The following is a 21,603-nucleotide window of genomic DNA, read 5'->3' on the forward strand; positions in this document are numbered from 1 at the left end:
CACGTCGCTGGGCCAGGCCCGAGTCGAACTCGGACATTGGCGGGCCGACTACAACGATACGCGACCTCACTCGCAACTCGGATGGAAAACACCATCGGAGTTCGCCTTCACCTGCAACCCGCGACGGAATCTGGCGCTGCGCTATGCCGATGGCTCCGCGCCAGCTCCCGTCGCTACCACCGCCCAACCGGGCCAATCCAACAGCCGGAGCGAACTCAGGACTGGATAAAACTTGGGGGCAAGGTCAAAGGTTATAGTTTCAGAACTAGGCGCAGACATAGAAGCTCACATCGGCTCATAGACTCCGCAACCCATAGCCGATCGATCGCCCACTCCGCCAGGTCGGATCTCTTTGCCGCTTACAGTGATTCGCGGCGAGATCAGATTGCTTCATAGGCGTGGTTCCTCGGGGCATTGATCCGTCTGCATGTCCTTTCTAATCGGAACGGCAGTTGTTTTCCTGCCACGCCTCCCCATAACCGGGCAGAAAGCAGCTTATTACTTGTTGTCTACGCATGATTTTTCAAAGTAGATGGGAAGCAGCCTCGGGTTAGCGACGGGTAGAACCAAGACGAGCCTTTGCTACCGACCTGGGCTTATGGAGCCGAGGGTGGAGAAGGTCTCCGCCCGGCCGGTCTCGCCGGGATCACGCCACCCCATTCGACTAGGTGCTTGCGAGGTCAACCTGCGACAGGAACATCAGACTCACGCAGCCGCTCGGAGCGTCGGCGCAGAAGTTCGACCGTGGTTAGCACGATTATCGAAATCAAGGTCAGTACCGTGGCGGCAGCCATGATTGTTGGACTAATCTCCTCGCGGATGCCGGAGAACATGACTCTCGGCAACGTACGTTGCTCGGCACCGGCCACAAAAAGTGCGATCACCACTTCATCAAATGAGGTAAGAAAGGCAAAGAGCGCACCCGAAATCATGCCTGGCAGAATGAGCGGCAGGACTATCTTGAAGAAGACAGTTATCGGGGGCGCTCCGAGTCCGGCAGCCGCCCGAGTCAGTGAGAGGTCAAAACCTGTCAAGGTAGCCGTCACAATAATGACGACGAATGGCGTAGCTACTGCCGTGTGCGCCAGGATAAGGCCCGTATAGCTGTTTAGCAGCCCGAGATCGGCATAGAAGAAATTCAATTTCGTCATCGTCGCGGGATTGTTTCACTTGCCATACCCATGTCGATTCTGATCCTGATCGGAGCGATACAAAACCTCAACCGCGCTTGACTGAAGCGGCTCGGTCACTTGGTGCCTCGGCGCTAATATCTCATCTCAAGGGAACAATACCTCTGTGCATCCGCGGAGTTGTCTCTGCGTTCTTGATTTCGATGACCCTTGGCGTAAGCGCCTTTGTGATACCTTGGGTCTTGGGGCGAGGACGCGTGCTATTCATTTCGAATCTCATCAACAGTCGATTTAGCGAAATCGCCAATTATCCAAGCGGCGCGGCGATTTCGATCGTCATGATGGCCCTTTCATTACTTCTGATTTTCGTCATGTCCAGACTGGCGACGTCACTTGAACGAGCGTCAGAATAAGATTCTCAACAGCAACGAAACGATCAGCGCGAAAACGGCGTTCGGGAAGAAAGACGTTGCGCGCTCGAAAGCGGTGCTTCGCAAGCGAACCCGCTGATGCCATTCTTGCCATCGGCGTAGCCGCCATCATCGTCATAACAGCACTTTTCTTGTTGTTCCCGGTGATTGCAACCATCTTCATGGCTTTCGAAGCGCGCGACTATATTGGCCCTTTCCCTCCGACAGAGCTGTCGACGCAATGGTTCGTCCAGCTGTTCGAAAACAACTATCTGTGGCGAGCATTCAATACGAGCCTGCTACTGGCAGCTACAACGACCGTCGCCGCAACTGTAATCGGAGCGTTGGCAAGCTCTCGCGATCAGCTGGATGTCTCCACGATGGCGCGACCTAGTGACGACTACGTTTCTCTCACCTCTCGTTCTGCCGGGAGTCATCATTGGCTTTGGCCTGCTCATGTTGCTTTCGCGCTTCGATCTGCTTCCGGTCTTTAAGAATGACGCTGGTTGGCCTTCCGGGCTTAGTGAGACGCTTCGTGAGGCACGCATTATCCCTTGGTGCGAACGAGCGTCAAGTGTTCTTCACAGTCACTTTGCCGCTCGCCAAGAACGGCATTGCCGCTGGTGCAATTTTTGCCTTTGCGACATCGATGGAGACGTGGCGATCAGCTTATTCCTGAGTGACTTCAACACGTACACGCTGCCCGTTGCGCTCACGAGTTTGATCAGATCTAGCTTTGATCTCACGATCGCAACGGCCGCCGTGGCGCTGATGGGCCTTACGCTTGTTCTGCTGATCGTGCTGGACCGCGTCCTCGGGCTCGAGCGAACAATTGGATATGGAACCTATCGGTCTCGGTGATGAATGTTCTTGAATTGAAAGACGTCCGGCGGTTTCACCGCGGTTGACGATGTGTCTCTGAATATCGAGCAAGGAAAGGTCCTTTCTCTTCTGGGGCCAAGCGGCTGCAGCAAGACAACGACCCTGCGCATCATTGCCGGTTTCACCGCGCCAGATGGCGGGACCGTCCGAATCGCGGGCGAGGACGTTGGGCAGTTGAGGCCTTATGAGCGGAATGTAGGGCTGCTGTTTCAGGATTATGCACTTTTTCCTCACATGGTGGTTCAGAACGTCGCCTACGGATTGCGGTACCGAGGATCTTCGGCTGCGGCAATACCGTCTCGTGTCAGGCAGATGTTGTCGCTTGTACAACTGTCCGGTATGGAGACCAGATATCCCAATCAGCTAAGCGGCGGACAGCAGCAGCGTGTTGCGCTCACCCGAGCGCTCGCAACGGATCCTAAAATTGTTCTTCTCGACGAACCCTTATCCGCACTCGATGCCAAGCTTCGTCTCGAACTGCGCATCGAGCTGGAGGAGATTCTCAGATCTGTCGGCGCCACCACCATCGTTGTCACGCACGATCAAGAAGAAGCCCTGAGCTTGGGCGACGAAGTTATCGTCATGCATTCGGGCAGGATCATTCAGCGTGGGACGCCGACGCAGATTTACGAGAGCCCGGCCGACAAATTTGTCGCCGAGTTAGTAGGAAGGTCAAACTGGTTCAATGGAGCGCGAACCGGCCGTTCGAATGAGGGCCTCAGCGTCTTCGTCACCAATGGTGGCGTTGAGATTCGACCACGATCGTCCCAATCGGACCACCACAGCACTGCCGATCTCTGCGTGCGACCGGAGAATATTGAGTTATTGGAGGACGCCGCACCAGAGCCGCCTCAAGACGCAGAGCACAACGTTTTGAGAGGTGTGGTGCTCGATGTGGCGCGTCTTGGAGCCGACGTGCATGTCGTGGTCGAGCTGCCCGACAAAGGCAGGCTGCTGGCGATCCGCAAGAATGCCGCGAGAACGCCGGGAGTTGCGCCTGGGCAACCGGTGTGTGCACGCTTTTCGGTGTCGGACGTTCTTGTCTTTTAGGGTGGATGGTCCTAACGGCGGCCACGGTCGCCACAGAAGCGCCGGCAGAGCCTTGGATGGGCCGGCCGCCTGCTGATTCAGGTGTCATTGTGGAATAAGGCGCCAGAGATATCTTGATCGTACAGATGCTACCGAGAATTAGTCATCCAGGTTGACAATGCGCAATGTGGGCGGATCCTGCAGGGTTTAGTTCGCACTTGAGGGAAATCTCTTCTGCATGAGCTTTCACAAGGTCGAAGCACGGTACGCCTACGAGGAATGCCGCCAGATTGACGCGTGCACGGCGAGCTGTATGTGATGGCGTTGGGTGAAGATCAGGCTGCTTGCTGATCGTCGGATTTGGCGGCTTGGCGCAGAAGCTTCCATCCCAGGGCAGCAGTTCATGCAGCCGTGATGTAGGAAGATCGGCGATACGGGCGAGGACGTCGGGAAGCCATGCCTTTGGGTCGACGTCATTGAGACGACACGTCGTGATCATCGTCAGCATGATGGCGGCACGGTCGGCACCACGCAGGCTGCCAGCGAAGGTACAGTTGCGCCTTCCCAAGGCGATGCCTCTCAATGCGCGTCAGCGCAATTATTGGTCAAGCAGATCCTGCCATCGTCGAGGAAGCGGGCGAAGCCCTCCCAACGCCTGAGTATGTAGTAGATATGTTTCAGGACTTGGGACGAGCGCGAGAGGGTTTCGCGCTCGCGCAGCAGCCAGGCGTGCATGTCTTCAAGAAGCGGTTTGCTCCGTTCCTGGCGGAGGGCGCGCCGGTCCTCAGCGTCACAGCCGTTGATGGCACGCTCGATCTCGAACAACGCGTCCAGCCGCCTGACCGCCTCCAGTGCGATCGGGGAGACCGGCTTTCCCTTCTTGTCTTCCCGAGCATTTTTCTCGATGTCGGCCAGCTCGAAGAAGCCTCGCCGGGCGTGGGCAAAGCAATACGCCGGTGTAATGGGCACTGTCTTCTTGTGCGGGTCGAAACCGTTGTAGCAATCGGGTTGCAGGATGCCGGCAAAGACCGCCAGATGCTTCTGAGGATGCTCGCCTCGTCGGTCGCTCGAGGCGTAATAGATCGCTGCCGGCGGCGCGGGCCCGGCGAACGGCCGGTCATCCCGCACATAAGTCCAGATCCGGCCGCTCGTGCACTTGCCCTTCGCCAGGATGCGGATGGTGGTATCGTCGCCATGAAGGCGCTCGGCCGCAAGCACATGACGCTCGATCATGTGGAAGAGCGGCATGACCGCAAAAGTTCCGTGGCCGATCTGGTCGGCCAGCGTCCATAGCGGCAAAGCGATTCTCTTGGCCTTAAAGCGCACGCTGTGGCGGTTGAGCGGGATATACCTGCCGAACTTGTCGAGCAGGATTGTCGCCAACAATTGTGGGCCGATGAAGCCACTCGGCGTGGCATGGAACGGCGCAGGCGACTGGCTGATCTTCTCGCAATCACGGCAGGTGAACTTCTCGCGTATCGTCTCGATGACCTTGAAGCGGCGCGGAATCTCCTCCAGCGTCTTGGTCACATCCTCGCCGACCTTCACCAGCCCCGATCCACCGTAGCAGGTGCAGGTCTTTGGAGCTTCAACGACGACGCGCTCGTGTTCGATATCATTCGGCCACGGCTTGCGCACCGGCCGCTTACGCATGAAGGGACGGACGTTCTGCGTCTTCGCCGCCGCCGCCTGTGCGGCAAGCTCATCCTCGCTCTCCGAGGTGACGAGTTCCTCGAGCTCATCTCCAACTGCTTGAGCGCCGTGCCGAGCGCTCGGATCGCTGCCAGTGCAGTTCGCGTTTGAGCTTCTCAATTCGCAGCTCAAGATGCGCGATAATCGCCGCGTTGTCCGACAGCTCCTCCCAGCGCGCTGGCAGCCATCGCCTCAGCTCGCAGCCCGGCCTCACGCTCGGCTTGCAGCGCCGCCAAGGCACTGACAAGATCGACGGAAGGTCGTCCGGATTCGATATCATGAAGCCATTGAATCAGATCAAGCAGCAGATTCAAACCAAAAACGGCTGTCCGACACGCGTCGGACGATGATTTTCTTGCGGGTTGCGCCAATCGATTCCGGACAACAGGTAGCTCATCTGAGCCGACGAGATCGTCACAGCTTCGCCCGCAACCGATGGCCAGACGAACCGTCCTCTCCCGAGTCTCTTAGTGAACAGGCATGCCCCAGGCCATCGTGCCAGATCATCTTCACCAGATTGCTGCGCCGACCACGGAAGACGAACAGATGACCGCTGAGCGGGTCCTTGTGCAGCACCTCCTGCGTTCGGAGCGCCAACGACGGAAAGCCTCGGCGCATATCCGTGTGGCCTGTCGCCAGCCACACTCGCGCGCCCGTCGGAACCGGGATCATCGGTGCACTAAAGCATCAAGAATACGACGGAGCGCGTCGCATCAACGTCGCCATCCACCCGGATGCGGTGCCCGGTACCAAGATTAATCTCGATGATGCCTTGGCTTTTCCCTCGATGCCCCGATGTCGTCGCCAATGGTGCTTCGGCTACCTCCCGCCGCGGCACAGACGGCCCAATCTCGACCGGCACGAAGGGCGCTATACTCGCTTCAGCGTGCTTGCAAAGCTCTTTGCGCCACCTGAACAGCTGGATGACATGCAGGCCAGCCACGCGAGCTAGCTCGGAAACACTCGCTCCGGGCTCCAGCGATGCTGCAACGAGCCGTTCCTTCTCCTCCTGCGACCACCGACGCCGCCGTTCGACCGATGGGATTACCTCCGCCCTCGAAATCGTCATAGCGCTTCTCCTAGGATTACACCTAGGACCTGAAGCGATCCCGCTCATCAGGCAAGGCGGCCCTCAATGGAGGGATACGAAGCATCGACGCGCAACAACTCGTCGCTCCCTTAGCGTCCGGTCTTCGCGATCAACGTCGCAATCAAAAGACAATGCTGAGGCCCATTTGGTCGCACACTTAGTCTATCGATACGGTCGCATATTCTTCAGCAATTCAAGCCGCAGCTTCAGCCGTATAAGGCAAGAAGGGGAGCCAAGCTATGCTACGATCCTCTTCCTTGCGCGCTTGATCGTGCCAGAGAAGGTAAACAAGGCCCGTCTTCTCCAACCGTCAGTTGATCGCGCACGAAGATCAACGAGCGGCCGGCTCGCGTGACTTCACCGGTACCGAGATGAGGTCGCCTTCCTGTCCGGGTCCAGAAACTGACAGGCGAAATCGACTGTTACGCCCGTCCCATGAAGCACGGGCGCGGCGACCGCAAAGAGGCAGTAGTCAGCGAACGTCATAACACAGCCGCTGCTAGAGGAGTTCAGATGCTTCTTCTGGGCCCAAAAGGCGCATCGAATTGAGCCGTCCGACTCGCTCCGATGCCAGAACGGGCCGCTCTGCATTTCGAAGGTGTCGTCGCTCCAGGTTCGCCACCCTGCGAATTCACCCTCAAAGCCGCTTAGATCAGGGGAACGATCATCTGTCCTGGCCGTGTGCAAGAATGTACACCTTCAAATTATGCTTCACTAGATTCGCGACCGACCTCTGTAAGCAATTTGCGGCTTAAACAGCTCGCATTCGAATGCGCCCCGTCACCCGAAAGCAGGCGAGACGTTTTGCCGCCTCGCATGGAGCAACTTTCTAAGGAAGGTAGCTTGCCCATCGCGGCGGCGCCAGAAGGCACACTTCTGCACTCACGAGACTTCCTATTTGTGAGCCAGCTCGTCCATCACCTGTTTGGTTGCTTGATAGGCCACCTCAACAATCTCATCAATCTCCGCCTCGGAAACAACCAGGGGCGGTGCAAAGCCAAGAATGTCTCCATGCGGCATCGCTCGTGCAATAAGCCCGCGATCGCGAGCCGCCTTCGAGATGCGGGCACCGACCTTCAGCTCCGGATCGAATCGCCGCTTCGTCTGACGATCGGCAACATACTCGATTGCACCGAGTAAGCCCACGCCGCGAACTTCTCCGACGATTTCCAATTGTGCGAAACGCTCTTTGAGCCGCTGCTGAAAGTGCGCGCCGACGGTTCTTGCGCGGTCGCTCAGTCGCTCCTTCTCGACGATATCGAGAACGGCATTGGCCGCGGCTGCCGCGATTGGATGGCCGGAGTAGGTATATCCATGCGAGAATGCTCCGACGCGATCGGCCGCCTCCTCCATCACCTTGTAGACTTTTTTGCCAACGATAGCTCCGGAGAGCGGCATGTACCCAGACGTCAGCCCTTTGGCAACTGTCACAAGATCTGGCTTGATCCCGTAGAGCGTGCTTCCGAAGTCCGCGCCGGTACGGCCGAAACCACAAATTACCTCATCGGCGATTAAAAGAACGTCGTATCGATTCAGGACGGCCTGAATCTCGCGCCAGTAGCCCGCAGGCGGCGGCGTGATACCGCCTGTGCCAAGCACCGGCTCGGCGATGAAGGCACCGACCGTTTCGGGCCCCTCCCTCACAATCAGCTCTTCGAGCTCGCTGGCGCGCCGCCGAGAAAAATCCTCTTCTGTTTCGGCCGCTTCAGCCCCCCAATAGTGATGAGGCGTGCCTGTTTGCAGAATGCCAGGGAAAGGAAGGTCCATGTGATCATGGTAGAACGACATGCCGGTCATCGAGCCGGAAATCACTGAACAGCCATGGTAGCCTCGCTCGCGCGAAATAATCTTCTTCCTCTTAGGCTGACCACGTAGGTTGTTGTAGTACCAGACGAGCTTGGCTTGAGTCTCGTTGGCGTCCGATCCGGACGACCCGAAGAACACTTTGCTTGCCTTACCAGGAGCCATTCGTACAAGGCGATCCGAAAGCGTAGCTAGTTCTTCGGTCGTGTGCGCCGCGTATGTGTGGTAATATGCCAGGTTGTAAGCTTGACGCGCGATGGCTTCGGCTACCTCGGTACGGCCGTAACCGATGTTTACACAATAAAGGCCGGCAAAGGCGTCGATATAGCTGCGGCCTTCTGCGTCCTTGATGCGAATGCCTTTTCCGCCAGTGACGATCGTCGGATCGCCGATTTTACCGGTGGCAAAGTCCTTGAGCTGAGTGAAGGGATGCAGGACGCTAGAGCGATCCCGTTCGGCAATGGTCTTGATGTCGGTCATCTTTTTTTCTCCTAAGCCGCCAGATCGCCGAAGCAAACGTATTTAAGTTCCATGTATTCCGCTAAGCCGTGACGAGAGCCTTCTCGACCAAGCCCCGACTGCTTCCAGCCACCGAAAGGAATAGGCGGCCCAGTGAATGAGGCTGTATTGATGCCGAGCATGCCGCATTCGATTCGCTCAGAAAGCCGCAGCGCTCGGCGCAGGCTGTCCGTGTAGACGTATCCTGCCAGTCCCATCTCATTTTCGTTGGCTCGGGTAATCGCCTCTTCTTCGGAATCAAAGGGAAGTACTGCTGCGACAGGCCCAAAAGTTTCTTCGCGAGCGATCAGCATGTCCTCCGTGACTTCGCTGAGCAGCGTTGGAGCAACGAAGTTTTGGCCTAGGCTTGAGTCATGTTTCGTCGCGAAAACTCGCGCCCCCTTCTTCATCGCATCATTGATTTGGGACCTGCATTTTCCGGCGACCGATAACTTCGTCATCGGTCCAATGTCCGTTGTGGACTCCAAACCATGCCCAACTCTGAGTTGGGCCATAGCAGCCGCAAATGTGTGAACGAAGGCCCCATAGATGCCTCTTTGCACATAGATGCGGTTGGCAGCCAAACAATCCTGGCCCGACGTTGCAAACTTCGCCGCTATTGCGCCCTGGACAGCCTTTTGAAGATCGACGTCATCAAAGACCAGAAAAGGGGCGTGGCCACCTAATTCTAGAGATACTTTCTTGACGCTATCGGCGGCTCCCTTCAGGAGCAGACGACCGATTTCCGTAGAACCTGTAAATGATAGAGCGCGTACCCTCGTATCGTCCAAGAGCGAGGCCGAAAGCTCTACCGGATCACCGACGAGCACCTGGAGCACGCCGGGCGGAAATCCAGCCTGTTCGGCCAATCTTGCGAGGGCCAGCGCAGAGAGTGGCGTTTCGGGAGCAGGCTTCACGATAATCGGACAACCGGCAGCAAGAGCCGCCCCCGCCTTTCGCGTGATCATGGCAATAGGAAAATTCCACGGTGTGATTGCCGCCGCGACACCTATCGGCTGCATTCGCACTTGAAGCAAACTTCCTGCCTTGTGGCTAGGAATCGTCTCCCCGTAGGCGCGCTCCCCCTCTGCTGCGAACCATTCAAGAAAGCTAGCGCCATACGTAATTTCTTGGCGCGCCTCGGCGAGGGGCTTCCCCTGTTCGCTTGTCACCAAGATTGCGAGCTCTTCGGCGTGCTCGAGCATCAATGAAGCCCAAGACCTAAGAAACGTCCCTCTTCTTGCCGGCAACAATGCTCGCCAGGCGGGAAACGACCGCTCAGCCGCGGCAATTGCCATCTCCATCTCTGCGGCACCGCAACGAGCAACATGCGCGATCTCCTCCCCGGTCGCGGGGTCGATCACAGGATCTCGTTGTCCTTCGGCTTGCCATTGGCCCTCGACAAATGCCGCCCCTGCGAGGAAGTCGCGCCGGCGCAGGTTTTTCAGATACCGAGTAGCAAGACCGGCCGACTGAGGGCTTTTGTGCCGAGTCGTTTGAAGCGTCATTTGTGGGTCCCGCACGGTCAAATGTTGAAATCGTCCATGCAATCAGGATACTGATAGTCTACAGAGATTTACGTCGCATTTCCCCGCGGCTCGGAGGATTTCCTGCGGCACTCACGCATCTTGCGACGGAATGCACCTGGAGGCTGGAGCACATCATGCAATACGACCGGATCGACGCTCGCATTCTTGAGATCGTACAGAAGAACAACCGTCTGACATCGGAGGTTATCGGCGAAATGGCTGGGCTTTCTGCTACGGCGTGTCAGCGCCGGCTAAAGCGACTCCGCTCGGACGGAATAATCGAAGCCGACGTATCGATCGTTTCAGCGAGAGCGGTGGGAAGGCCTATCCAGATGCTTGTGCTGGTGAGCCTCGAGCGAGAGCGTTCGGACATCATCGACAGGTTCAAGAAGGCCATCAAATCGTCGGCTGAAGTCGTCAACGGATTCTACGTCACCGGCGATGCCGATTTTGTTCTCTACATAACCGCCCGTACCATGGAGGATTATGAGCAGTTCACACGCCGATTCTTCTATGAGAACTCGGATATCAAAGGTTTCAAAACGATGGTCATCATGGATCGTGTGAAGACAGGTTTTGCCATTCCGATTGAGTCTCCGTCCAACGATTGACCCGACGCGTTCGTCCGCCTTGTGTTTAGACCAACGCGGTTTTTCATCGTTCACTCCCAGATAACGCCAAAAACAATCGCCGCGATGCTTTACCTTATTTGGTCACCCGCTCTCTTGGCCGGCTCCCTTTCGGATCGATCTTTCGAAGCAATCCAGCTCGATCAAGTGGCTTGCCAAGCGATCGCATGAGCCATTCACTGTAACGAGACGATGCAAAATACAAGAACTTGGCGGAAATTCCTTTTCGGTTCCCTGCACAAAGTGGCTCGACTTGCTCCGGCAGACCGTGGCGGCGGGGCGCATGCCCCCTGCTCGCCGACGCTATCAATGACTACGTCAGGATCGCGGCGACTGGACTATACCGCCACTGACGTGGGTCAGCTTACCGAGAGCGTGCCACATCGCTGCCTCACAGCTCTGTCAGGGGCATTGACAGCCAAGTGGCGCAGCTCGTTGGCGCTTACCCTCAAGTGGCGGCCGACGAGCTCCCGTGCACGAGGGGGGCGGGATCGTGATCCACGGCTATTTCAGTCGGCGTTGGCTGTTGCCTTGCGGCCTTCGTAGTCGAGATAAGCAAATCAGATCACGTGTCTGGCCGTTCGCCAGCGAAGCCTTTGTCCCGTTAACGGCTGGGTCGATCCTTCCGATGCGAAGCAGGGGCCGAGATGACGAATTCCTCCAAGCCGAAGACGTTTAGTGCTGATGGCATCACCGCGCCGCTTCGCTTTCCGACCTTTCGGCGCATCTGGCTGGCGAGCGTGCTCGCAAATCTCGGCGCTCTCATTCGGAGTGTCGGTGCTGCTTGGGCAATGACGCAGATGACATCGTCGGCCGACAAGGTCGCGTTAGTGCAGACAGCTCTGATGCTGCCGGTCATGCTGATCTCTATGCCCGCCGGGGCGATTGCCGACATGCACGACCGGCGGACGGTTGCGCTGGTCTCGGGCGGTATCGCGCTCGCCGGCGCGTCCGCACTGACAGCACTCGCTTGCCTCGACTTGATCACGCCGAATTTGTTACTGGCATTGTGCTTCGTAGTCGGCACCGGCATGGCCCTGATGGATCCGGCCTGGCAATCCTCGGTCAGCGAGCAAGTGCCCTTCGAAACGCTTCCAGCAGCAGTGGCGCTGAACAGCATCAGCTACAATATTGCAAGAAGCGTTGGGCCCGCCATAGGCGGCATCGTCGTTGCAACCGCGGGTGCGGTCGCTGCATTCGCGCTCAATGCCTTGCTTTATCTTCCATTGATCGTCGCGCTGTTCCTATGGAAGCGCACCGCTGCGCCGAGTCGTTTGCCGCCCGAGAGGCTTAGCCGCGCCATTGTTTCAGGTATGCGCTATATTATTAATTCGCCGTCGATCACGATCGTGATGATTCGCTCGATGGTGATGGCCGTGATCGGCGGCGGGGTTATCGCGCTCATGCCCCTTGTCGCTCGCGACCTGCTGCACGGTGGCGTTCAAACGTATGGCACCATGCTTAGCGCCTTTGGTCTCGGCGCGGTGCTTGGAGCACTCAACATCACGGAGCTGCGCAAGCGCATGGGTGGCGAGGCGGCAATCCGCGCCTGTGCGCTTTCGATGGGCGGGGCGATTACAGCAGTAGCCCTGAGCGGCGTGCCAGTGTTGACGGCGGTGGCGCTTTTCCTTGCTGGCGCCGTGTGGATGATCGCGTGGGCGCTGTTTAACATTGGGCTGCAGTTGGCGGCGCCGCGTTGGGTCGCTGGTCGATCGCTCGCGGCCTACCAGGCGGCAGGATCCGGCGGAATTGCCGTCGGCAGCTGGGCATGGGGCTATCTAGCCGATGTCACGGGGGTACAGACGACCCTCCTTATTTCGGCTGCTTTAATGCTGGTAACTCCGATCTTGGGCCTCTGGCTGCCCATGCCACGCATCAGAGCTCGTCAGCAAGAAGCCGAAATGTTGGCCGATCCCGAAGTGAAGCTCGAACTTTCCGGGCGCAGCGGCCCGCTTGTGGTCGAGATTGAATACCGCGTTTCGCGAGAGAATGCGCGGGTGTTTCACAGTGTGATGCAGGACGTACAGCTAGTGCGTCAGCGCACCGGCGCCTATGGCTGGTCTATTGCGCGCGATATCGCCGACCCCGAGCTTTGGACTGAGCGTTATCACTGTCCAACATGGCTAGATTATCTACGACAGCGCAATCGCCCGACGCAGTCGGAGCGTGCCCTAGATGGACAGGCAGCGGCCTTCCACGTTGGTCCCGAACCCATACGCGTCCGCCGCATGCTCGAGCGCCCGTTCGGATCGGTGCGCCGAAACGAAGATGAGCCTGATCGCGCTGCGAAGGAATTGGTGCGCGGCCAAGGGCTGATCGGAGTTGACGAGTTGGCCGAAGCGGACCCCGCGAGGAGCAAGTTTGAGCAAAAGCAAAGAACGCCGTAATCGGCGTGGTGGTCGGTCATCACTAATGGGCGGATTGCACCTCATGGGGAGGCCGACGAGCACGTCAGGAAGCCATAGTCTTTCTTGGCGTTCGAACTGTTGGCGTTAGAGTTAGAGAACCAGTTGAATACGGAACAAGTGGCGGTCGGCACGAGGTCTTTTCGGAATCAAGGGATCATCTCAAAGTTGGACCTGAGGATTTGGCACACGCCGGCGCGCCTCGAAATCGATGACGCGACCGCTCAAATGAGCGGGCCCCCTACTCGCATTGTGTCTTCACCGAGGTCCTTTGCGACCTGGGTGATGGTGGTGACGTGATGGAGTTTGTTGACGTGGGTGGTCATGCCGCTCGAGCGGAGAACGCATATGCCGGCGTCCAATTCCAGGGCAGAAGTTCGTCCAGCCGATGAGCCGGATGGGCGGCGATGCGGGCAAGGATATCCGTAAGCCATGCCTGCGGGTCGATGCCGTTCATCTTTGCCGTGACGATAAGGCTGTACATAGCTGCGGCGCGCCGCCCTCCGCGATCAGAGCTGCAGAACAGCCAGGACTTCCGTCCAAGAGCGATGCCTCGCAAGCCCCTTTCGGCGGCATTGTTGGAGAGGCACACGCGGCCATCCTGAAGGAACAGCGTAAAGCTCGCCCATCGCTTCAGGATATAGTTGAACGCCTTGGCCAGGTCGTGCCCCCGAGACAGCTTGGCAAGCTGCTCCCGCATATAGCCCTGGAGGTCCTCGACCACGGGCCGGCTCAGCGTCTGCCGCACCTCGAGGCGCTCCTCGGCACTCTTGCCGTTGATGGAGCGCTCGATCTCCAACAGTGCATCGATCCTCCGCACGACCTCGATCGCTATCGGAGAGAGCGGGATTTCCTTCTTGCCGCCGGCCTTGCGCCGGGCATTCTCTTCGATGTCGGCCATAGCAAAGAACGGGCGCCGTCCATGCGACCAGCAGGCAGCCCCCCGGATTGGGCCTGGCTGGCGTCCCGCCAAATAGAGCTGGTTATACCCGTCATGGGCGTCGGCCTGCAGGATGCCGGCATACCCCGCCAAATGCCCCTGAGGATGCTCGCCCTTGCGGTCGCGTGAGGAATAGAATATCGCCGCCGGCGGATCCGTGCCCCCAAATGGCCGGTCATCCCGGACGATCCAGCATCGTCCCGTATCGGTTTTGCCCTTGGCCAGCACCGGCACGGTCATATCATCGGCATGAAGGCGCTTGGCCCTCATAACATGGGCTTCCAGCAGGTGCAGCAGGGGATCCAGCGAGGCACAGACTGCGCCTACGGCATCTGCCATGGTCGACAGTGCGATCGGCACGCCTTCCAGCACGTAGCGCTCGGCCTGGCGGTTCAAGGGCTGATGCTGACCGAACTTCTCGAACATGATCATGGCCAACAGGCTCGGCCAGCCCATCCCCGGGGACGGCATGGAACGGTGCCGGCGCCTGGGTGATCTTCTCGCAGTTGCGACAGGAGAACTTCTCTCGGACCGTCTCGATCACCTTCCACTGGCGCGGCGCCTCTTCCAGCGTCACGTTCTCGCCGAGCTTGCTCGGGCGGCTGCTGCCGCAACATTCACAAGCCGAAGGTCCATCGATTACCACGCGTTCCCGGGGAAGGTGCTCGGGGAAGGTCTGGCGCTCGGCCCGCTTACGTGTAAATCCCCGCACCGTCGTCGTTCTGGCCACCGCCCGTTCCGCCGCAAGCTCGTCCTCGGTGGCGTCGACTTCCAGCTCCTCGAACGTCAGCGCCAACTGCTCGATCAGGCGCGACGAAGGCTCCGACCGCTGGCCGTAGATCTGATGCCTTAGCTTGGCAATCTGCAGCTTCTGCTGCGCGATCAGCGCTTCATCTTCCGACGCTTTCGCGCGGGCGACCGCAAGTTCAGCGGCGATCTCCAGACCCTTCGCGCGCCCGACTGCCAGCGCCTTCTTCAGGGCGGCAACGTCATCCGGAGCAGCGTCGCGGTCGGCATCCATGAGACGCAGTGAATCACAGATTGGACGCGATGGGACTCCCTAAAATGCAAGAAGCTTCAGATTCTGCGCTTAGCCAGCGCTTTGCGGCCGCCCGGTCAATTGCGGATTCCGCCAGTCGATCCGTCCGACGCCGACGGCCAGATGAACTTGCCGCGATCCAGGCGCTTGGCGTAGAGCGACATGCCAAGCCGGTCATGCCAGAGGATCTTGAGCAAATCGCCGCGGCGCCCCCCGGAAGATGTAGAGATCGCCAGCATGAGGATCGCGCTTCAAGCTCTCCTGGACCGCAAGCGGTAGGCTTTGCATTCCGCGGCGCATGTCGGTGTGGCCGGTGCCGATCCAGACCCTGACGCCGCTCGGGATCGGGATCATCGCCGTCTCAGAATCTCAAGAACCCGCTGCAGCGCCTCAACATCGACGTCGCGGTCAACGCGAACACGACAGCCGCCAAGCTCGATCTCGACAATGCCGCCCTTGCACGGTGCGCAGGCGGTGAAGACATTGGTTGTGGCGCGCCACTCGAGATCGGAGCCGCCGTAGGCGTGATCTCAACCGGAACAAGCACCGGCGCGGCATGGCCGCTCAACTTGCCTTCGCGCGCCAACCGGCGCCACGTGAACAATTGGCTTGTCGACAGCCCGTTACGTCGCGCAGTCACCGACACCAGACGCGACCCGCCATAGCTCTCGGTGAGGATCCGCTGCTTTTCTTCCAATGTCCAACGGCGCCGTGCCCCTGTCGAGACGACTTCAAGTCGGGAAACCTTCGGCATAGGCATATGGTCAGTCATACGCCTATGTCTTCATCCTCCATCAAACAGCGCAAGGCGGTCCTCGCCGGAGCGATACCTAGCAACTGACGCCGCCACCCAAACAACTGCTGCGGCGACAATCCCTGCCGTCGAGCCACGGAACCATCGAGTCGCCACTCGCCACGATCTGCCGAGCCTTGTCGCTCCACTTTCGCCGACGGCCGGCTCCGGTGAAGACCTCAAGCCGCCGCACCGGCTCCGTGATAGCAGTATGCACTGTGTCCATTCTAAACCTAACGGCGGAAACCGGACGGCAGACTCGCAGATCGTCGCGTCATCCGGCAAGTGGCCGCTGAACAGCGCCTACCATCTGGGTCTATGGCGTCGGAGAAGACGGCGTCTCGGCGTTCACCGACTTCGGCATCGACACCCTGATCGAGCTCACCAAGTTCTACAGTTCTACAAACAAAACCCTGAACTGCTCAGGCGGTGACGCTGCGGCCTACGCCGAACGGATACGGCCGTAATTCCCCTCTGTGATGGTTTAAGCTTATCTAAGGCAGGCAGGGCCAGCGCTATTCGCAAGAATGATGACCTTGACGATCGGTCCTCGCCGCGCCCGATCGCTCCTGATGCTGCCGCACTCGATCCTGCGATCGGGCGGGCGAACATCGCCGGAACAAGCGCACGGACCGATCGGATTCATGAGCAAGCCAATTGCACTCGGAAGAGCGGAAGAGCCCTCGCGGTCCGCTGATCAACAGACACTCCCGACCTTCAAGCAGCTTGTCAACTGACGGCCAGGTGATGCGGCAACCTCGGACGTGTCGACTTCATTTCCAGCCAACTATTGATCATTTAGGTCGACACACCTACGAATGTAGCCGCGACATGGCAATAAGACCACCGTCAGTCCAAGCCTGATCGCGCGCAAGCGTCCAATAAAGCTCGCGCAGATCTGGCAGCCATTACTCAATGTGCCGAGTTTGTGAGCAACGCCGCTCTTGGCAAATTGGGATGTTCAGAAGGTGTGCGCATGGGAATCCTGGCATGACCCCAAGTCATTCCAGTCATCATTTCGCGAGGATATTCGTTGCATCTTGTACTCAGCCTCAGGCTTACGCGTTCACGCACCCCCGGCTAAATTGCCCCCGCTTGCTTCAGCTTTGCAATTTTGGCATCATCATAACCAAGCTTGTCCGCCAGGACTTCCAGCGTGTTCTCTCCGAGCAGCGGTGGGACGCGGTACTCTGTGATAGGCGTCTCTGAGAAGGTCAGCGCATTGCGGACCAGCGACAGATCGGGCTCGAAGGGATGGTTCACCTTGACCCGCATGCCGCGCGACTGGACGTGCGGATCGGAAAACACCTGCTCGAAATCGTTGATCGGCCCCGAGGGCACGCCGGCCTCCTCCAGCTTCTCCAACCAGTAGGACACCTTTTGCTTCAGGAACAGGCCGGCGAAGATCGCCATGATCTCCTTGCCGTGCACGACGCGGTCGTTGTTCTTGACGAAGCGCGGATCGCTTGCGAGCTCGGGCGCGCCGAGCACGGCGCAGGTGCGCTGAAACTGGCCGTCATTGCCGACCACCAGCATCAGCTCGCCGTCGGCGCAGCGGAACACGCCGGCGGGCATGCCGCCATTGCCCCAGGTGCCGCGGCGCGGCGGCGTCTTGCCGTTGACGAGGTAGATCTGCAGCCAGTGCGACAGCGAAGCGATCACGGTGTCGAACAGGCAGACGTCGATGTGCTGTCCCTGCCCGCCATTGGCATCGCGATGGTAGAGCGCCGAGAGAATGCCGATCGAGGCGTTCATGCCGGTCATGTAGTCGACGATCGAGGGGCCGACCTTCATCGGGCCCTCGCCGGGCTCGCCGTCGATATGGCCGGTGACGCTCATCAGGCCGCCCATCGCCTGCAGGATGGCGTCGTAGCCGGCGCGCGGCGCGTAAGGTCCGGTCTGGCCGAAGCCGGTCACGGAGCAATAGATGATGCCGGGATTGATCGCCTTGATGGTCTCGTAGTCGAGACCGTAGCGCTTGAGATCGCCGACCTTGTAGTTCTCCATGAAGACGTGGGCGTCCTTGGCGAGCTCGCGGACGATCGCCTGCCCTTCCGGCTTGGCGATATTGACGGTGACCGACTTCTTGTTGCGGTTGGCGCAGAGATAGAACGAATTGTTGTTGTTGGCCTTGCCCTCGGGGTCGGCCAGGTAAGGCGGACCGAAAGCGCGCGCGTCGTCGCCCGTGCCGGGCCGCTCGATCTTGATCACCTCCGCACCGAGATCGCCCAGCATCTGGGCCGACAAGGGCCCAGCAAGCACGCGGGTGAGGTCAAGGATCTTGATGCCAGAAAGTGGCAGAACAGACATAAAAGGTGTCTCCCTAGAATTCTCCGCGGCGTTGCCCCGCCGATTCGTGCACTCTGATCGTATTTGGATCGGAGTGACAGCGAGTGTCCTCTAATTTGATTGCATCGTGAAGATCGCTTGAGCCAGTAAATACAGCCTAATTCGTGGTGTCGGCGCTCTTGGTTGTGGCATTCCGCAACACTACGAGTGCATCCACCGCCACCCCATTCTTGGTGCTGAGTAGAAATGGGTTGACGTCGGTTGAGTCGATGCGACCATCCGCATCGACGATCAGATTCGGAAGGCCAACGAGCGTTTTGATCACAGGCGTCTCATTCAACGCCGGCTTGCCGCTGTTGCCCTTCATTTTCGAGGCGGCTTTGGTGCGATTGATCAGTCTTCATGGTTCGAAGCTCGCGCTCAGGCCGGCTAGCAGCCGGCACCTCACGCGCTCATCTTATTGCAAGCTGAGGCGACGATGCCTGATAATCAAGAGCCCCTCGTTCACACACGCCGGACGGCAAACCGACTCTGCCGCCAAATCGGAGCCTTGCTTCCAACATCAGGCGCGGTAAAGGGCATGCGTTGTCTTGCTGAGCGGTGTGGCGCCACGTTCAGTCACGACGAGTGTTTCGCTGCACCCAAAGAGATACCCACTCTCACTGAACAAAATGATTGGCATGTGAAACGTCATTCCGGTCTCGACGACTTCGGTTGCGCCAGGCTCCAGACTGAGATTGCCCCGCTCGTTCCAAGGCGCGCCGATCTGATAACCCGTGCGATGCCGGAACGTTTCCGGGCGGCCGGACCGCGCGACGACTTTTCGCACAGCCGCATCGACCTCCCCCAAGGTCATGCCAGGCGTCGCCGCCCGCGATCCCGGCTTCGAGGGCTTCCTCCGCCAAAGCGTGCAAAGCTTCGGTTTCCGGATGTCTGCCAAGGACAGCGCTGCGAACCAAAGCGGCGGCGTAGAAATCCTTGTAGCATCCGACCTCGATCATCGCCGGCTGGTTGTTGCTTAAGCGGTGGCTAGAGGGTTTCCCGTGCTGCAGCTTGTTTCGATCGCCAAACCCCAACGAAACCACGTTGACGGGCGCCCCGCCAGCGACCCTCACCGCCTCTTGGACCGCCTCAGCCACTTCAATTTCTGTGATTCCGCTATGCAGTGCCTGCTGGAACGTACGGGCCGCCAAGTCCGTCATCGCCATAGCATCGCGCATGGCTAGCAACTCCAACTCGCTCTCGACCGTCGCGACAGCGGAGACGATCTTGCTTGGGTCGACGATCTCCAATTCAGGAAGTTCCGCTTGGAGCGCAATGACGTCGCTTGGCGCGAGATTCCAACAACCTAGCTCTAATCCCACCCTCTTGTTATGCAGTCCGTGCTTCCGCAGCACGTCGGCACAAACTTTTCTGAACTCACGCAGGTGCGTGTAGCCAACGACTGTCTTTACGCAGCCTTCGTCACGGACAGACTGGACTTCGTACTCTCGCACAACATACGTAGCAGGTAACCCCGGCGCTAAAATTAACGGGAACGGCCCAAAGTACCCACCGTAGCCGCTGTACCCGCTGAGGTAGCGAAGGTGCCCGTGCGCCGTGACCAGAATCGCGTCAAGGCCCGCTGCGGCCACCGCGTTCAGCACCCGCTGCTGGCGCCCCTCGTATTCCGACACTGGAAACGGAAGATTAGCTTGGGGAATCGCTGATACCTGCACGGTCACACCTTGCCTCCGAGAATCGTCAACATTTTGTCCCCACCGCTTGGGAGGCGAGTCGGCCGCCTACTGCACAAGCCTTTGCTCTGCCGCCTCATCTCACAGACGCGAGCATCAAACGACAGAGGTACGTGATGTCATAGACGGGCAATCTCTCCTCTCGGCGAAGGGAGGGCGCGGTTAACGGAAAGCTGGCGCATTCCAGCAAAATCGCCCCGATCTCCTGGTGCTCCGCGCGAAGGCTCCTAACTCGCGCAAGAACATCCCGCTCAATGTCCCGATCATCGGTTAGAGGTGGAGGGCGCCGCATCTCGTTCTGCCAAAAAATGCCCCCCTCGATACCTCCGATCACAATTCTATTGAGATCCTGCGGATCGTCTAGTCCAAGCAAATCCTTCCCGCAATGAGAAGAATCATAGGTCATTACAAGAATCTTGCCCCGCCGAGGCACAAGCCTCACCAAGCTGGGTAGCAGCAAGAGGCTCGACATCCCGACTGGCACATTGACGGAAGCCGCCACCGCCGGTTGATGCCGAACTGAGAAACCGCAGTTGGAACTGATCGCGACCGCACCGCGCTGCACGAGCCGTCGGGCAGCTGCAACGTAGGACGCCTCCAGGGCGGGATCCCCTCGAACTACGTTGTCAACCCACGCGCCAACGGCCGTTTCAATAATCACTGGAAAATCATAAGTGCTCGGGCTTGAGAGCGCCCCCGCCGGACGACGAGGCGAAGGAGCATCTGCTGACGCTCCACGCTCGAGACTGAGAATTCCGAGGCTAGGTGAGTTTTCTGATTTCATTAGTATACAGATAGGTTGGCGTTAAACCCACCATCCTCACGCCATTTCGCACATTTTTTCGACACTCTAAGGCCAAACACGACGAAATCCAGCGGCTGATTCATGCCTCCTCGGGCTAGAGCATCGGAGTACACCTCTCCCGAGGCGCGCTGGTCGGAAGGGTTCGCCGATTGGATCCCGTTGCAGTCAATGCCTGGGGCACGATCGACCGCCTAGAACGTGAGGGGACCACAACCGACGTAGCTCCCGCCGACAGCTGCGCCTCCTGCTCCGCCGTCCAGGTGCCCTAGCCTCGTGTCCGGTGAAATCCTCCAAAAGCGAGCGCACCGACTCGGGCTTAGATTTGCGCAAAAGCTCAGTGTCGGGGACGGCCTCTAACTGTTCGACTCAGCGGTCGGACTCCGAACGGCACTGAACGTGGGATCTAAGCGCCGCTGACGTTAAGGTAGTGCGACTTCAGATGGAGCTCGCGATACATTGCCTTATTCACAATCGCCACTGCGCGACTACCACGTCGAAAGCGTTCGCTGCCTGTTACTACCACAAAGAACAGCGGGATCGCTTTCGGTAAAAGTGCAGTGAGGACAATAGATTTTCAAACCGAGACAAACGCGCTCAATACAGGCGCGCACTGGGCCGGACTTAAAGTGCCGCCGAAGTAGAACATTGGGTGGCATTGGGCCTTGTTCGCGATGCGGCGTCAAGGACGGGAGTACGGGGCAAACAATTGCAATGTGACGCTTCTCAATGATCAGGAACTGATCCCCTATCGTCGCGTTCTTCAGAATCTCATTCTGTCATGTGATAGAGCGTGTGTAGATTGGTCACAGATGCGATGGTGTGCGCGAACTCACGCAAGACGCCCGTATCACCTTGATCGGTCGCCACGATAGCGGCTCTAGCCGACAGCGCAGGCAAGTTTGAC

Annotated in this window: 16 protein-coding genes and 4 pseudogenes; 5 read left to right on the top strand and 15 right to left on the bottom strand. The window is 58.7% G+C overall.

Annotation, left to right across the window (positions count from 1 at the left end; translation table 11 throughout):
* A partial coding sequence (locus I6F12_RS24210) for a transposase (RefSeq protein ID WP_225157377.1) occupies window positions 1–229 on the top strand: 229 nt, incomplete at its 5' end.
* Window positions 230–680: 451 nt separating this feature from the next.
* On the opposite strand, the pseudogene I6F12_RS24215 reads toward I6F12_RS24210, so the two are convergent.
* Together I6F12_RS24215 and I6F12_RS37180 are read right to left on the bottom strand one after the other, a co-directional pair.
* Window positions 681–1,142: pseudogene (locus tag I6F12_RS24215) on the bottom strand (ABC transporter permease subunit); the annotation flags it as partial.
* 357 nt (window positions 1,143–1,499) lie between these two features.
* A complete protein-coding gene (locus tag I6F12_RS37180) occupies window positions 1,500–1,724 on the bottom strand; it encodes a hypothetical protein (protein WP_249787045.1) in 225 nt (74 codons plus the stop codon).
* Between the two features lie 209 nt (window positions 1,725–1,933).
* Between I6F12_RS37180 and I6F12_RS37185 the strand changes: the two genes are divergently transcribed.
* Together I6F12_RS37185 and I6F12_RS24235 are read left to right on the top strand one after the other, a co-directional pair.
* Entirely contained in the window at window positions 1,934–2,401 is a 468-nt protein-coding gene (locus I6F12_RS37185) for a hypothetical protein (RefSeq protein WP_249787046.1), read from the top strand.
* A 51-nt stretch (window positions 2,402–2,452) separates the two neighbouring features.
* Complete coding sequence (locus I6F12_RS24235; RefSeq protein WP_225157381.1) at window positions 2,453–3,472, top strand: ABC transporter ATP-binding protein; 1,020 nt, start codon at window positions 2,453–2,455, stop codon at window positions 3,470–3,472.
* 364 nt (window positions 3,473–3,836) lie between these two features.
* Here I6F12_RS24235 and I6F12_RS24240 read toward each other — a convergent pair.
* The 7 genes and pseudogenes from I6F12_RS24240 to I6F12_RS24265 form a co-directional block, all read right to left on the bottom strand.
* A pseudogene (locus I6F12_RS24240) lies at window positions 3,837–5,418 on the bottom strand (IS66 family transposase); the annotation flags it as partial.
* Between the two features lie 35 nt (window positions 5,419–5,453).
* Window positions 5,454–5,645, bottom strand: a complete 192-nt coding sequence (gene tnpB, locus I6F12_RS37495; RefSeq protein WP_345944186.1) for an IS66 family insertion sequence element accessory protein TnpB — start codon at window positions 5,643–5,645, stop codon at window positions 5,454–5,456.
* Window positions 5,558–5,815: an IS66 family insertion sequence element accessory protein TnpB gene (gene tnpB, locus I6F12_RS24245; RefSeq protein WP_345944177.1), complete on the bottom strand. Its 258-nt coding sequence runs from the start codon at window positions 5,813–5,815 to the stop codon at window positions 5,558–5,560. The genes tnpB (I6F12_RS37495) and tnpB (I6F12_RS24245) overlap by 88 nt, the downstream gene beginning before the upstream one ends.
* Window positions 5,816–5,822: 7 nt before the next feature.
* Window positions 5,823–6,212 carry a transposase gene (locus I6F12_RS24250; protein WP_225157382.1) on the bottom strand — a complete coding sequence of 130 codons (390 nt, stop codon included), beginning with the start codon at window positions 6,210–6,212 and terminating at the stop codon, window positions 5,823–5,825.
* A 258-nt stretch (window positions 6,213–6,470) separates the two neighbouring features.
* Window positions 6,471–6,920: pseudogene (locus I6F12_RS24255) on the bottom strand (PaaI family thioesterase).
* A gap of 207 nt (window positions 6,921–7,127) precedes the next feature.
* On the bottom strand, window positions 7,128–8,516 hold the full coding sequence (locus tag I6F12_RS24260; protein WP_225157383.1) for an aminotransferase: 1,389 nt from the start codon (window positions 8,514–8,516) through the stop codon (window positions 7,128–7,130).
* A gap of 11 nt (window positions 8,517–8,527) precedes the next feature.
* On the bottom strand, window positions 8,528–10,042 hold the full coding sequence (locus I6F12_RS24265) for an NAD-dependent succinate-semialdehyde dehydrogenase (protein ID WP_225157384.1): 1,515 nt from the start codon (window positions 10,040–10,042) through the stop codon (window positions 8,528–8,530).
* Window positions 10,043–10,197: 155 nt separating this feature from the next.
* Here I6F12_RS24265 and I6F12_RS24270 point away from each other — a divergent pair, with 155 nt between their 5' ends.
* Together I6F12_RS24270 and I6F12_RS24275 are read left to right on the top strand one after the other, a co-directional pair.
* A complete protein-coding gene (locus I6F12_RS24270) occupies window positions 10,198–10,674 on the top strand; it encodes an Lrp/AsnC family transcriptional regulator (protein ID WP_225157385.1) in 477 nt (158 codons plus the stop codon).
* A 665-nt stretch (window positions 10,675–11,339) separates the two neighbouring features.
* On the top strand, window positions 11,340–13,079 hold the full coding sequence (locus tag I6F12_RS24275; RefSeq protein ID WP_225157386.1) for an MFS transporter: 1,740 nt from the start codon (window positions 11,340–11,342) through the stop codon (window positions 13,077–13,079).
* Window positions 13,080–13,419: 340 nt separating this feature from the next.
* Here the strand turns inward: I6F12_RS24275 and I6F12_RS24280 are convergent.
* The 6 genes and pseudogenes from I6F12_RS24280 to I6F12_RS37200 all read right to left on the bottom strand — a co-directional run.
* Window positions 13,420–15,058, bottom strand: a protein-coding gene (locus tag I6F12_RS24280; RefSeq protein WP_225157387.1) for an IS66 family transposase whose coding sequence is annotated in 2 segments (ribosomal slippage) — window positions 13,420–14,497 and window positions 14,496–15,058 — 1,641 coding nt in all. Because the reading frame shifts where the segments join, the coding sequence is not laid out codon by codon here.
* Between the two features lie 95 nt (window positions 15,059–15,153).
* Entirely contained in the window at window positions 15,154–15,315 is a 162-nt protein-coding gene (gene tnpB, locus I6F12_RS37190; RefSeq protein WP_249787047.1) for a transposase, read from the bottom strand.
* Between the two features lie 1,634 nt (window positions 15,316–16,949).
* Window positions 16,950–18,179, bottom strand: coding sequence for a CaiB/BaiF CoA-transferase family protein (locus tag I6F12_RS24295; RefSeq protein WP_225157388.1), 1,230 nt, complete (start codon window positions 18,177–18,179; stop codon window positions 16,950–16,952).
* Between the two features lie 136 nt (window positions 18,180–18,315).
* Complete coding sequence (locus tag I6F12_RS24300) at window positions 18,316–18,555, bottom strand: acetate--CoA ligase family protein (protein ID WP_345944187.1); 240 nt, start codon at window positions 18,553–18,555, stop codon at window positions 18,316–18,318.
* A 165-nt stretch (window positions 18,556–18,720) separates the two neighbouring features.
* Window positions 18,721–19,014 carry a M24 family metallopeptidase gene (locus I6F12_RS37195; RefSeq protein WP_249787048.1) on the bottom strand — a complete coding sequence of 98 codons (294 nt, stop codon included), beginning with the start codon at window positions 19,012–19,014 and terminating at the stop codon, window positions 18,721–18,723.
* Window positions 19,015–19,090: 76 nt separating this feature from the next.
* A pseudogene (locus I6F12_RS37200) lies at window positions 19,091–19,882 on the bottom strand (aminopeptidase P family protein); the annotation flags it as partial.
* Window positions 19,883–21,603 lie beyond the last annotated feature (1,721 nt).

The sequence above is a fragment of the Bradyrhizobium sp. IC4059 genome (assembly GCF_020193615.1).
GTDB classification, from domain to species: Bacteria; Pseudomonadota; Alphaproteobacteria; order Rhizobiales; family Xanthobacteraceae; genus Bradyrhizobium; species Bradyrhizobium yuanmingense.